General features: G+C 72.3%; 9 protein-coding genes and 1 pseudogene. 6 read left to right on the top strand and 4 right to left on the bottom strand.

Annotation, left to right across the window (positions count from 1 at the left end; genetic code table 11):
• Positions 1-101: 101 nt before the first annotated feature.
• Positions 102-3,335 (bottom strand): cytochrome P450, encoded by a 3,234-nt coding sequence (locus ABT112_RS03745; protein WP_351505149.1) that lies wholly within the window; start codon positions 3,333-3,335, stop codon positions 102-104.
• A 409-nt stretch (positions 3,336-3,744) separates the two neighbouring features.
• Between ABT112_RS03745 and ABT112_RS03740 the strand changes: the two genes are divergently transcribed.
• A complete protein-coding gene (locus ABT112_RS03740) occupies positions 3,745-4,422 on the top strand; it encodes a PAS domain-containing protein (protein WP_351505147.1) in 678 nt (225 codons plus the stop codon).
• 100 nt (positions 4,423-4,522) lie between these two features.
• Here the strand turns inward: ABT112_RS03740 and ABT112_RS03735 are convergent, their stop codons facing one another.
• Together ABT112_RS03735 and ctaD are read right to left on the bottom strand one after the other, a co-directional pair.
• A complete protein-coding gene (locus tag ABT112_RS03735) occupies positions 4,523-4,897 on the bottom strand; it encodes a hypothetical protein (RefSeq protein WP_351505146.1) in 375 nt (124 codons plus the stop codon).
• A gap of 144 nt (positions 4,898-5,041) precedes the next feature.
• A pseudogene (gene ctaD, locus ABT112_RS03730) lies at positions 5,042-6,613 on the bottom strand (aa3-type cytochrome oxidase subunit I); the annotation flags it as partial.
• Between the two features lie 205 nt (positions 6,614-6,818).
• Between ctaD and ABT112_RS03725 the strand changes: the two are divergent.
• Together ABT112_RS03725 and ABT112_RS03720 are read left to right on the top strand one after the other, a co-directional pair.
• Entirely contained in the window at positions 6,819-7,412 is a 594-nt protein-coding gene (locus ABT112_RS03725) for an RNA polymerase sigma factor (RefSeq protein ID WP_351505145.1), read from the top strand.
• The gene (locus ABT112_RS03720) at positions 7,409-8,632 is read left to right on the top strand and encodes a CU044_5270 family protein (RefSeq protein ID WP_351505143.1); all 1,224 of its coding nucleotides are present in this window, start codon (positions 7,409-7,411) and stop codon (positions 8,630-8,632) included. The genes ABT112_RS03725 and ABT112_RS03720 overlap by 4 nt, the downstream gene beginning before the upstream one ends.
• A 117-nt stretch (positions 8,633-8,749) precedes the next feature.
• On the opposite strand, the gene ABT112_RS03715 is transcribed toward ABT112_RS03720, so the two are convergent.
• Entirely contained in the window at positions 8,750-9,805 is a 1,056-nt protein-coding gene (locus ABT112_RS03715; protein ID WP_351505166.1) for a fatty acid desaturase family protein, read from the bottom strand.
• A gap of 199 nt (positions 9,806-10,004) precedes the next feature.
• Here ABT112_RS03715 and ABT112_RS03710 point away from each other — a divergent pair, with 199 nt between their 5' ends.
• The 3 genes from ABT112_RS03710 (at position 10,005) to ABT112_RS03700 (ending at position 12,715) form a co-directional block, all read left to right on the top strand.
• On the top strand, positions 10,005-11,354 hold the full coding sequence (locus ABT112_RS03710; RefSeq protein WP_351505141.1) for a sensor histidine kinase: 1,350 nt from the start codon (positions 10,005-10,007) through the stop codon (positions 11,352-11,354).
• The gene (locus ABT112_RS03705) at positions 11,342-11,986 is read left to right on the top strand and encodes a LuxR C-terminal-related transcriptional regulator (RefSeq protein WP_351505139.1); all 645 of its coding nucleotides are present in this window, start codon (positions 11,342-11,344) and stop codon (positions 11,984-11,986) included. Before ABT112_RS03710 ends, ABT112_RS03705 begins: the two co-directional genes overlap by 13 nt.
• Positions 11,987-12,076: 90 nt before the next feature.
• Entirely contained in the window at positions 12,077-12,715 is a 639-nt protein-coding gene (locus ABT112_RS03700; protein ID WP_351505137.1) for a phosphatase PAP2 family protein, read from the top strand.
• Positions 12,716-12,731: the final 16 nt, after the last annotated feature.

Genomic DNA, 12,731 nt, shown 5'->3' with positions numbered 1-12,731 from the left:
CCCGCAGCGCAGCAGTGGTGGTACACGACAGCCGCGGGCCGTCCCGGCCCCGCTGTCACCGGTGGGAATTGAGGGGGCGGGCCCGCGCGGTGCGCTCCGGATCAGCCCGCCGCGTAGACGTCCTCCACATAGCGCCCGTCGGCGATCAGGCCGTCGAGCCAGGCCTCGGCCGCGCCCTGGTCCGCTCCGGTGCGGGCCGCGTACAGCGTGGTGAAGGCCTCGCGGACCCCCGGCGCCATCCGGCGGCCGTCGCCGCAGACGTACACCCGGGCGCCGTCCGCCAGCAGGTCCCACACCTCGGCCGCCTCGGTGGCGATGCGGTGCTGCACGAAGCGCAGCCCGTTCTCGGGGCATTCGCTGAAGACCGGGCGCATGGACACCGCGCCGAGGGCGTCCGCGGCCCGCAGCTCCTCCGCGTGGAGGTAGTCGGCCTCGGGGTCGTCGCAGCCGAAGTAGCAGATCGCCGGACCGAGGCGCTCCCCCGCCGCGAGCCGCGCCCCGCGCTCGGCGACGGCACCGCGGAAGGGTGCCAGTCCGGTGCCCGCGGCGACGAGGATCAGCGGCGTGGCGGCGTCCTCGGGCAGCCGGAACACCTCGCGGCACGGCTGGACCCGGGCGTGGACGACGTCCCCGGGCCGCAGGCCGGACAGGAAGCCCGACCCCGTGCCGTGGTACTCGCCGCGTCCGGAGCGGGCCGGTCCGCTCAGCCGCGACACCATGAGGTCGGCGTGGCGCGGATCGCCGGCGGGCGAGGAGGAGATCGAGTAGTGGCGCGGGCGCAGCGGCGGCAGCAGCTCCAGCAGCACCGGCCAGGGGACGGCGCCGCGCAGGGCCGGGTGGTCCATGAAGAGGTCCGGCAGGGTGCGCTGGTCCGCGGCCAGGGCCTCCGGGGTGTCGGCGAGGGCCTGGAGCGCGGCGCGCTCCGGCGGGCACGGGTTGTGTCCGGCGAGCAGCGCCACCTGCGGTGCGGTGGGCCGGTCCTGCAGTTCGACGAAGTGCGCGAGCAGCTGCCGTACGGTCACCGGGCGGTCGACCGGCAGCGCGGCGCGGCCGGCGCCGTGCGGCCTGATGTCGAGCACCGTGTCGGGGTCGGCGCCGAACGCGTCCGCGGCGCGCGCCACCAGAGCGGCGTCGTTGACCGGCAGCACCGTCAGATGGTCGGCGGTGCGGTACTCGACGCCGTCGGGGAGGGCGAGCCGGACGAACTGCTTGACGCGGGGGTAGCCGGGGGCGGTGAGCGGGTGGGACTCGGTGACGGTCATCGGGAGCAGGCCGTGGCGTGCGGCGAGCGCGTCCAGGGGGCCGCCGGTCAGCTCCGTGACGGTGTACGCCCCTTCGCCGCCGGTCCGCTCAGCGGCGGCGGGGTCCGCCCCGGCGGAGAGCGGGTCGCCGTAGCGGTCGAGCAGGGATCCCCGCAGGCTCCGGGCGAAGGCGCGCACGCCGCCGGCCAGGTCGCCGGCCGCGTCCGCGATGCCGCGCTCGGTCAGCCGGGTGCCGCCGAGCTCGGCCAGCCGCTCGTCGAGCAGGGTCGGGATCCGCTGGTAGGTGGCCGCCCAGTTGCGGTCGCCGACGCCGAGCACGGCGTACGTGACGCCGTCGGCCGCTCCCGGCCCGGCCTGCTCCAGCCAGGACAGGAAGGCCGCGGCGTCGTCGGTGGGGCGGCCGTTGTAGGAGGCGGCCACGACGACCACGGGACGGTCGGTGGGCAGCCGGCCGGCATACGTGTCGAGGGGTGCGGTGACGGGTGCGGTGAACCCGAGTTCCCCGGTCTCGTCGGCCAGTTGCCCGGCGAAGGCGCGGCAGGTGCCGTAGTTGGAGCCGTGCAGGACCAGCAGGTCCGTACCGGCCACCACCCGGGTGGGCAGCGCGTCCGCGCCGGCCGGGGCCGCCGGGTCCTCGGCCGGCGCGTCCATGGCGTGGACGGCGAGTGCGGTCCGGTCGCCGGCGCGGTCGGCGGGGGTGCGCGGGGTGAGCGTCAGGCTGAAGCCCTCGGGCTTGAGGGTGAGCGTCTCCTTGATCTTCAGCCGGTAGTCGGCGTGGTCGGTCAGCCGGTAGCGGTGCACCAGCAGCCCCAGCAGGAGGACGGCCTCGTGCAGCGCGAACTGCCGTCCGATGCAGGCGCGTTCACCGGTGCCGAAGGGCTTGTAGGCGTGCGGTGAGCGGGCCGCCTCGGCCTCCGGGCCGAAGCGGGCCGGGTCGAACAGCTCCGGGTTGGGTCCCCACGCCGGGTCGCGGTGGAGCATCGGGGTGAGGACCACGGCGGCCTGACCGGCCCGCATCGGGATCCGGCCGCCCAGCAGGGTGTCCTCGCGGGCCTGGCGCCCGAAGGCGGCCGCGGTCGGCCACAGCCGCAGCGCCTCGTTGACCACCTGGCGGGTGTAGCGGAGCCGGCCCACGTCCTCGAAGGACGGGTCCGGGTCCGGGGTGTCGCCCCAGAGCGCGTCCACCTCCCGCTGCACGAGGCGCAGCACGGTGGGGTCCTTGGCCAGGTGGTACAGGGCGAAGGAGAGGGCGCCCGAGGTGGTCTCGTGTCCCGCGATGAGGAAGGTGATGACCTGGTTGCGGATGTTGGCCAGGTCCAGGGTGGTGCCGTCGGAGGGGTGCGGGGCGCCGAGCATCAGCCCGAGGAGGTCGTCGGTGGACCGGTCCCCGCCGGCCGCCCGGGCCCCGATGACCTCGTCGACCACGGCGGCGAGATAGTCGGCGTCGGCGCGGAAGGCACGGTCCTGGACGCTGTGGTCGCCGCCGGGGGCGCGGCCCAGGCTGGTCATGCTCCATTCGAGGCAGCGGACCATCGCACTCACGAAGGGATGCATCTCCGCCCGGGAGAAGGACTCGAAGTCGTAGCCGAATCCGGCCAGTCCGATGGTGTCCAGCGTCATCCGGGTCATGTCGTCGGGTACGTCGACGGGCCGGCCCGCGGCGGCCGCGGCGTCCCAGGCGGCGAGCACCCGGCGGGCGACCTTCAGCATCACCGGGTGGTAGGTGCGCATGGAGCCGAGGGCGAAGGCCGGCATGAGGACGTCGTGCGCCTTGGCCCAGTTCGGCTCGTCGTTGTACGCCGTGAACAGCCCGTCTGCGGCCACCTCCCGGACGTTCTCCAGGGCGGGGCCGATGTGCTTGGCGAACCGGGTCTCGTCGGCGAGTTCCGTGACGAGGTCCAGTGAACCGACGAACAGCGTCTCGATGCTGTGCAGCCGGCGGCGGAACACCGGGCCGTGCAGCCGGGCCTGCTCCATGGCCTGCTGGAGGGGCGTGTGCGAGGGGCCGGTGCGCGAAATGTCCACGACGGGGATCTCGTCGCGGTCCGGCCTGACGGTCGTGTCGGTCGTCATCACCTGTGCTGCTTCCGCTGGAGGAGGGGTACGCGGGTGCCCGCTCCCCGGACCGCCCGTGGTGGTGCGGTACGGGGCCGGAGGGGCACCTGGTTCAACCTTGGACCGCGTCGCGTACCGTTCCGAGCGCGAGGACTACGGAAACATGTAGGGGATCGGCGGGGCACGCGCTTGCGCTCGCACGGTCCGGAGTCCGGCCGGGCGCGGTGCGCGAATTCGGCCGGGCGCCGTGCGCGCATTCGGCCGGGCGCGGTGTGCGGGAGGTGGTCCCGCTGTCACGGAAGGGGGCGTTCCGTTGTCGCAGTGCCGACGGCCGGCAGGGCCTGGCGAACAGTCGGGACCGGGCGAGCGGCCGGGACCCGGCGAGCACTCGGGGCCGGGCGAGCGGCCGGGGCCGCTCCGTGACGAGGTGGTCTCCTGGCGCAACCGGTTCCTGGTGCTGTTCGACCGGATGCCGCTGCCGCTCGCCCTGTGCAGCGCGGACGGCGGCATCGGGCTGGCCAATCCCGCCATGGGCGCGGAGTTCGGGCGGACGGCCGGACAGCTCGTCGGCCGGAACATCCTCGAGCTCTTCCGCCCGCAGGCCTCGGCCCAACTGGACCGGATCACCGAGGCACTGCACCTGGGCCGACGGTCACGCTATCCGCTGACGGTGCGCTGGACGGCCGGCGGCACGGTGTGCGAGGGCAACGGGGCGGTGTACGAGGGCGAGCTGATGGTCGATCCGGTCAGCGAGGACACCGGCGGACCCCCCGGGCTGCTGGTGATGCTGCGGCGGACGGACGCGGCGCGGGCCGCCGGCGACGGGCCCCCGGCGCACCGGCCGCCGGAGGTCGGGCCGATGGCCGGGCGGATCCTGGCGCTGGCCGCGGCGGGCCACACCACAGCGGCCATCGCCCGGACCGTGGGACTGACCGTGGACGGGGTCACCTACCACCTGACGCAGCTGTCCCGTCGGTGGCGGGCCCCGAACCGGGCCGCACTGGTGGCCCGGGCGTACGCCCTCGGGGTCCTGGTCCCGGGGCAGTGGCCGCCGGTGCCGGCGGGGGACGGGGGCCCACCGCCCGCGGAGGGCGCTGCGGGGTGAGCCGCGGGGAGGCGTACACCCTCGCCCGGGTGAGCCGCGGGGACGCGAACACCCTCGCCCAGGTGCGCCCTCCGCGCCCGGCATCCGCCCCGCCGCGCCCTCACCCCGCCGGTGCGCCCCGCAGGCCGAGGACGAGGAGGGTGACGAACACCAGCCCGCATCCGGCCAGCAGACAGGCCGCGACCAGGCGTCTGCGCAGGGTGCGGTAGCGGGTCCGGTACTCCTCCCGGAGCTCCTCGCAGCGGGCGGCGACCTGTCGCAGGTCGCGCCGGGCGTCGTCCAGCCGGTCCTGGACGTAGACGCGTTCGACCTCCTCGCGCTGGCCCGTGGTGAGCCAGGGGAGCCGGTCGCAGAACGCCTCGGCCCGCTCCTCGGCGCCGCCTGTTGCGGCCTGCCACAGCAGATACCCCTCGATCCGGTTGATCCCGGCGGTGACCCCGTGCGGGTCGGGGGCGTCGGTGCTCGTCAACTGCATACCTCCCTGGTCCGGAACTCCTTGGTATCCCCTTCCCGGTCAGTTCCGCTCGGAGGCAACGCCGGTGCCGCCCGCGCGAGGGGCCGGCGGGCGCAGTTCACCGGCTGCTGCTACCGGAAGATTGCGGGTGCCGCCGAGTGCGCCGGCCGCGACATCCGGGTGGTGCAGATCGAACGCCGGGGACTCGGAGCGGATCCGCGGCAGGCTGACGAAGTTGTGCCGCGGCGGCGGGCAGGACGTCGCCCACTCCAGCGAACGGCCCCAGCCCCACGGGTCGTCCACCTCGATCTTCTCGCCGTACTTGGCGGTCTTCCAGACGTTGTAGAGGAACGGCAGGAAGGAGAGCCCCAGGACGAACGACGCGATGGTGGAGACCGTGTTCAGCGTGGTGACCCCGTCGGCCGCGAGGTAGTCCGGAATGCGGCGCTGCATGCCTTCGGTGCCCAGCCAGTGCTGGACGAGGAACGTGCCGTGGAAGCCGATGAACAGCGTTCAGAAGGTGATCTTGCCGAGCCGCTCGTCCAGCATCTTGCCGGTGAACTTCGGCCACCAGAAGTGGAAGCCGGCGAACATCGCGAACACCACGGTGCCGAACACCACGTAGTGGAAGTGCGCCACCACGAAGTACGAGTCCGACACGTGGAAGTCCATCGGCGGCGACGCCAGGATCACACCGGTCAGACCACCGAAGAGGAAGGTGACCAGGAAGCCGACCGTCCACAGCATCGGCGTCTCGAAACTCAGGCTGCCCTGCCACATGGTGCCGATCCAGTTGAAGAACTTCACCCCGGTCGGGACCGCGATCAGCAGCGTCATGAAGGAGAAGAACGGCAACAGCACGCCACCCGAGACATACATGTGGTGCGCCCACACCGTCACCGAGAGACCGGCGATGGAGATCGTCGCGCCGATCAGGCTGATGTAGCCGAACATCGGCTTGCGGCTGAAGACCGGGACGATCTCGGAGATGATGCCGAAGAACGGCAGCGCGATGATGTACACCTCGGGATGGCCGAAGAACCAGAAGAGGTGCTGCCAGAGCAGCGCCCCGCCGTTGGCCGCGTCGAAGATGTGCGCCCCGAACTTCCGGTCCAGCTCCAGCGCGAAGAGCGCGGCCGCCAGGACGGGGAAGGCCATCAGCACCAGCACCCCGGTGAGCAGCACGTTCCAGGTGAAGATCGGCATCCGGAACATCGTCATGCCGGGGGCCCGCAGGCACATGATGGTGGTGATGAAGTTGACCGCGCCCAGAATCGTGCCGAAGCCGGAGAGCGCCAGACCCATGATCCACATATCGGCGCCGACGCCCGGGGAGCGCACGGCGTCCGACAGCGGGGCGTAGGCGAACCAGCCGAAGTCCGCGGCACCCTGCGGCGTCAGAAAGCCCCCTACCGCGATCAGCGAACCCAGCAGATACAGCCAGTAGGCGAACATGTTCAGCCGCGGGAACGCCACATCGGGCGCGCCGATCTGCAGCGGCATGATCCAGTTCGCGAATCCGGCGAACAGCGGCGTCGCGAACATCAGCAGCATGATCGTGCCGTGCATCGTGAACGCCTGGTTGAACTGCTCGTTCGACATGATCTGCGTGCCGGGACGGGCCAGTTCGGCGCGCATGAGCAGCGCCATCAGCCCGCCGAGGCAGAAGAAGGCGAACGACGTCACCAGATACAGCGTGCCGATCGTCTTGTGATCGGTGGTGGTCAGCCACTTCACCCATCCGGTGCGCGCGGCGGTGGACGGCTCGTGGGCCGGGTCTGTCTCGCTCATGCCCTGTTGGTGTCCGGCAGCGCTCGGAACGTCACAGCTCACCGGCGCACGTGACCGGCGTCTCACCCGCGCCCGCGGCCCCCGCCGGGACGGTGACGACGCTCACATCGCGAGGTGTGAGGATGCGAACCGTGCCGGACACGAACAGATCATGAGCAGGGACGACCTTTTCGCCGCCGCGTACCGCGAGCACTACTGGGCGGTCAGCCGCTATGTGGCCCGTCGGCTCGACGGGCAGACGTGGGAGGTCGACGAAGTGGTCGCGGAGGTCTTCTCCGTGGCCTGGCGGCGCCGCGCCGAGGCACCGGAGACGATGCTGCCGTGGCTGTACGGGGTGGCCCGGAACTGCCTGGCGAACGCGGTGCGCGGCCGCGGCCGGTACCGGCGGCTCCTGCAACGCCTGAGCCACCACGAGGCCACCCGCGGCCCCCGCGTGCTGTCCGGCCCCGACGCCGAACAGCCCGGCGCCTGGGTGCGCGAGGCGCTCGCCACGCTCCCCGAGGCGGACCAGGAGGTGCTGCGGCTGACCACCTGGGAGGAACTGACCCTGGAGGAGGCCGGACTGGCGCTGGGGTGCAGCACCACGGCGGCGGGGATGCGGCTGCACCGCGCGCGGCAACGGCTGCGCACGGTGATCGGAACGTTGGACACCACGGATCCGCGCGGCGAGCCGACAGCGGACGAAGCAGCCGGCGAAGCGGCGGACGCAACGGCCGGCGTGGCGGGGACGAGGAAGCGTCGATGAGCGATGAGTGGCCGATGAATCATGAGGTGCCGATGGGCGCCGAGGGGCCGAAGGGCCACGGAGTTCCGGAGGGTCTCGGGGTGCCGGAGGACCACGGAGTCTCGAAGGACCACGAGGTGGCGAAGGGCCACGAGGTGCCGGAGGGCGGGGAACGGCCGGTGAGGGACGAGCCTCCGGTGGACGACGCGTGGGAGCTGCTGCGCCGGGCGAACCCGGTACCGGCCGACGACCCGCGCCTGCGGGACCGTCCGCTGGACGCCGGCGCCGAACGGCACCTGGCGGCACTCCTCCGGGACCGAGGGGGCCCGTCCGGGGAAGCCGGGCGCGGCGCGGCCCCGCTCCGGCAGCGTCGTCCCCGCCGTCTGCTGTACGGACTGGCAGCGACGGTCGCGGGCGTCGTCACCGCGGTCACCCTGACCCTGTCGGGGCCCGGAGCGCCGGTGGCGGTCGCGGCCCCCGCTCCCCTGGTGACCGACGGCTCCTCGGCCGTGCCCCTGGCCCGGATCGCCGACCGGGCCCAGACCCTGGCCCGCCGCCCGGGCGCGGACCGGCACGCCCAACCGGGCAGCCATGTCCAGGAGTGGGCCCTGGCCATGGAGTCCGGCCCCGGCGCCCGGCCGCCGGTGCCCGTGCCCCAGGAGCGGTATCTGCGCTGGAACCGGGACGGCAGCGGCTCGCTGCTGGAGGTCGCCACCGACCCGCGGCACCCCGGCAGGCCCGTCATCGACGGCAGCGGGGTGAAGGCCCGGGCGGTGGACGACGGCCATGTCATCCGCCATGACACCTACCCCGCGGGGGCGTTGGCCGGCAACAGCCTCTACACCACTCCCCCGCCGCAGACCCCGGACGCCCTCCGCGCGTACTTCGACCGGGACGAACGGGCGGGCTCCTCGGCAGAGGAACCGGCCGCCGGCCTGCTGGACGACGTGTCGGAGTTCCTCGGGGACTGGACACCCGGACCGCGGGAAACCGCCGCGATCACCACCCTGCTCGCCCGGTCAGACGGTCTGCGGCCGGCCGGAACGGTGACGGACCGGCTCGGCCGGCGGGGACAGGCCTACGTCACGCGGGACGACCACGGCACCGGGGCGCGTCAGATGGTCGTCCTCGATCCGGAGACGGGCCGGATCCTCGGCCGCGAGGTGACCGTCACCAGGGACTGGAAGGAGGCGCGGGTCGAGGCCGGGGACGTGCTGTCCTACGAGGCGTGGATGTACTGACGCCGGAACGGCCTGGCGGGTGGAGAGCCGAGGTCCGCGGGCGCCCGGCACGGCAGCCACCGCCGGCAGGGACCGGGCACCGGACATCACGCGGCCGACCAGGGCGCCCTCCGGACGTCAGGCGGCGGCCCGGCGGATCGGTTCGCCCGCGTCGTGCAGATGCCCCACGACCTCCCGGTACGAGGCCAGCAGCCCGGTCTCGTAGTAGGGGATGCCCTTCTCCGCGCAGAACTCCTTGGTGATCTGCGCGGTCCGGCCGAGCGCGGGAGTCGGCATGCTCGGGAAGAGGTGGTGCTCGATCTGGTAGTTGAGACCGCCCATGACCGCGTCGATGAAACGGCCGCCGCGGACGTTGCGGGAGGTGAGCACCTGCCGGCGCAGGAAGTCGAGCTTCATCTCGGGGGTGACCATCAGCATGCCCTTGTGGTTGGGGGCGAACACGCACCCCATGTAGATCCCGAGCAGCCCCTCGTGCACGGCGATGAAGGCGAGTGCCTTGCCCAGCGGCAGCACGGCGAATATCGCACCGAAGTAGGCCACGAAGTGGGCGACCAGCAGTGCGCCTTCGAGATACGGCCGCTTCATCGCCGGGCTCCGCAGCGCCCGGAAGCTGGAGACGCTGAGGTTGAGCCCCTCCAGTGTCAGCAGCGGGAAGAAGAGCAGGCCCTGCCGCTTGCCGATGAACTTCGCGAGCCCGTTCGCGTTCCTCGCCTGCCGCTGGGACCACACCAGGATGTCGGGGGCCACATCGGGGTCCCGCTCCTCGTGGTTGGGGTTGGCGTGGTGGCGGGTGTGCTTGTTCATCCACCAGCCGTAGCTCATCCCCATGACGAGGTTCGCGGCGATCCGGCCGCCGACCTCGCTGTACCTCCGGTGGGAGAACACCTGCCGGTGCGCCAGGTCATGGGCGATGAGCCCGACCTGGGCGAAGACCACGGCCAGCACCGCGGCCAGGGCCAGCTGCAGCCATGAGTCACCCAGCAGGAAGAACACGACGCAGCCGCCCACCAGCGTCAGGCCCACGAGACCGAACCGAACCGTGTAGTAACCGGGCCGCCGGTCCAGCAGCCCTTCCTCGGCGACGCGGCGGCTGAGTTGCGCGAAGTCGCTCCCGGAGGCCCTGCCGGCGGGTGGGGTGGCCACCCTCACCGCGGGCGGCTCCACTGTCGTCATCACTGACTGAATGCTCATGGCCTCGAGTCTGGTTTCCGGGGGCGGGCGTCAGAACCCGCTTAGCCCCCCACTTCGAGGTGGGCAAAACCCTACCCCGCCCCCTGGGGCCCGCCTTGCCCGGCAGGGGGGCCGGCCATAGGCTCACTGGACATCACCCCAGCCAGGACCACCCACAGTGCTTGGAGCATGCGAGTTGCCCATGAGGAGCACGTGGTGGCCCGCGCCGCTGCGCACCGGACTGCGTCCCTGGCTTCGTACCGAACTACGCCCATGGCTTCGTACCGAACTGCGTCCCTGGCTGATCACCGGGATGGTGACCGCCCGCCGCGGCCTCGCCCTGGCCCTGCTGTCACAGCTGGGGGCCGTGCCCCTGCTCTCGCTGACGCTGGTGTCCCTGGCCCTGCTCGTCACGGGCATCGGGGTGCTCACCCTGCCGATCGCGCTGTTCGCCGTGCGCGGCCTCGCCGACATGCACCGCCGCTTCGCCCGGGAGTGGTGGTCGGTGGACATCCCCACTCCCTACCGAGCCCAGCAGGGCGAGGACTTCGAGCCGCTGGACGTGCCCAGCAGCCTGCGCTATTGCCGTTCGCTGCTCACCGACCCGGCCACCTGGCGCGATCTGCTGTGGCTCCTCATCCACGCCCCGGCCGGACTGGTCCTGGGACTGCTGCCGGGCTGGCTGATCGTCTACGGCATCCACGGGGTCGTGGCCACTCCCCTGTTCTGGCCGCTCATGCGACCCGACTACGGGTACGGGCTGATCTGGCCGGTCCACAGCCCCGGTATGGCGGCGCTCGCGTTCGTCGAGGGGCTGGTCATCCTCTTCCTGGGCTTCTGGTCGGGAACGCGGCTGCTGCGGGTCCACACCCGGATCACCGAGAGACTGCTGCGCCCCACGGAGAAGGCCCGGCTCGCCCGGCGGGTCCTGCACCTGACCGAGACCCGCTCGGAGGCCGTGGATGCCCAGGCCGCGGAACTGCGGCGCATCGAACGGGATCTGCACGACGGCGCCCAGGCACGACTGGTGACCGTGGGGCTCAAACTCGGCCTCGCGGAGCAATTGTTCACCCGGAACCCCGACGCCGCGCACAAGCTGCTCAGCGACGCCCGCGCGGCGAGCAGCCAGGCCCTGGCCGAGCTGCGGGACCTGGTGCGGGGCATCCACCCGCCGGTGCTCGCCGAACGCGGCCTCGACGGCGCCGTCCGGGCGCTCGCCCTCGATCTGCCGGTTCCGGTGGAGGTGCACATCGATCTGCCCGCCCGCCCGCAGGCGCCGGTGGAGTCGGCCGGATACTTCGCCGTCGCCGAAGCGCTGGCGAACGTCGTCAAACACAGCGGCGCCACCACGGCCCGGGTACGGATCCACCACGCCGACGGGCGACTGCACCTGGCCGTCGGCGACAACGGCGGCGGGGGCGCCCTGGTGCAGCCGGGCGGCGGGCTGGACGGCATGCGGCGCCGGCTCGCCACCTTCGACGGAACCCTCGACCTGAACAGCCCGGTGGGCGGACCCACCACAGTGACCATGGAGCTGCCGTGCGCGTTGTGATCGCCGAGGATCTGGCCCTGCTCCGGGAGGGCATCATCCAACTGCTCACCATCAACGACTTCGAGGTCGTCGAGGCCGTGGACAACGGTCCCGACCTGCTGCGGGCCCTGCTGGAGCACCGTCCGGACGTCGCCGTGGTCGACGTCCGCCTGCCGCCCACCTTCACCGACGAAGGGCTGCAGGCGGTCACCAAGGCCCGCCGCGAGGTTCCCGGCCTGCCGGTCCTGGTCCTGTCCCAGCACGTGGAGCACCTGTACGCGCGGGAGCTGCTCTCCGACCACGACGGCGGCATCGGCTACCTGCTCAAGGACCGGGTCTTCGAGGTGAGCGAATTCGTCGACGCCGTACGCCGGGTGGCCGCCGGCGGCACGGCCATGGACACCTCCGTCATCTCCCAACTGCTGGCCAGGAACTCCGGGCAGGAGCCGATGCAGTCCCTGACGGTCCGGGAACGCGAAGTGCTGGGACTGATGGCCGAGGGGCGGACCAACGCCGCGATAGCCCGGCAGCTGTGCATCACCGAGAAGTCGGTGAGCAAGCACACCAACAACATCTTCGCGAAACTGGGCCTGGCCCCGTCGGGCGACGACAACCGCCGGGTGCTGGCGGTACTGGCCCACCTGGACCTCTGAGCGCGCCGAGCTGAAACGGCTCTCACCACCGACGGCCGCATCAGCGGCGAACGATCAGAACAAGCCCCCCAATACGTCAAGGCAGCCCGCATGACCACGAACACCAACACGAGCACTCGTACGAGTACGGCCACGAGTACGAGTACGGCCACAGGTACGAGTCTGACCACGACCGCCCGCACGATCACCGACATACTCCAGCCCCGCAACGTCCTGCTCGCCGGCCTCACCGGCATCGGCATCGCGGCCGCGGGCGACTGGACCGGCGCCGCCTGGGGCCTGTTCGCCGCCCTGTGCGCCGGAATCGTGCCCGCCGCCTACATCGAGTGGGAACGCAAGCGCGGCACCTGGGGCGACCGGCACGTCGTGGACCGCGGCCAGCGCGCCCCCATCTTCTTCGTGATCCTCGGCTCCATCGGCACCGGCTCAGCCGTCATGCTCCTGGCCGACGCCCCCAGGGACATCCTCATCGCGATGCTGGCGCTCTGGGCCATGACCGTGGCCCTGCTCGCGATCAACAGGGTCTGGAAGATCTCAGTGGACTCGGCGGTCGCCTCCGCCGTCGCCCTCATGCTCGCAGCGGTCCACACCCCTTGGTGGCTGGCGGCCTACCCCCTGGCCATCGCCGTCTGCTGGACCCGCGTGGCCCTGACCTACCACTCCGTGGCCCAGACCGTCGCCGGAGCGTCTCTGGGGGCGGTGGCGGCGGGGGCGCTGGTGCTGTTCTAGGGGCTGCTCAGCCCTT

The sequence above is a fragment of the Streptomyces sp. NPDC002055 genome, from assembly GCF_040296705.1.
Lineage (GTDB): Bacteria > Actinomycetota > Actinomycetes > Streptomycetales > Streptomycetaceae > Streptomyces.
The sequence above is the reverse complement of the archived record's forward strand: the minus strand, read 5'-3'. Positions and strand labels throughout refer to the sequence as shown.

What these genes read in the sequence shown, in the direction of transcription:
- ABT112_RS03700 (WP_351505137.1), top strand. Translation starts at nt 12,077, where the DNA reads ATGACCACGAACACCAACACGAGCACTCGTACGAGTACGGCCACGAGT.
- ABT112_RS03715 (WP_351505166.1), bottom strand. Translation starts at nt 9,805, where the DNA reads ATGACGACAGTGGAGCCGCCCGCGGTGAGGGTGGCCACCCCACCCGCC.
- ABT112_RS03720 (WP_351505143.1), top strand. Translation starts at nt 7,409, where the DNA reads ATGAGCGATGAGTGGCCGATGAATCATGAGGTGCCGATGGGCGCCGAG.
- ABT112_RS03725 (WP_351505145.1), top strand. Translation starts at nt 6,819, where the DNA reads ATGAGCAGGGACGACCTTTTCGCCGCCGCGTACCGCGAGCACTACTGG.
- ABT112_RS03735 (WP_351505146.1), bottom strand. Translation starts at nt 4,897, where the DNA reads ATGCAGTTGACGAGCACCGACGCCCCCGACCCGCACGGGGTCACCGCC.
- ABT112_RS03710 (WP_351505141.1), top strand. Translation starts at nt 10,005, where the DNA reads ATGAGGAGCACGTGGTGGCCCGCGCCGCTGCGCACCGGACTGCGTCCC.
- ABT112_RS03745 (WP_351505149.1), bottom strand. Translation starts at nt 3,335, where the DNA reads ATGACGACCGACACGACCGTCAGGCCGGACCGCGACGAGATCCCCGTC.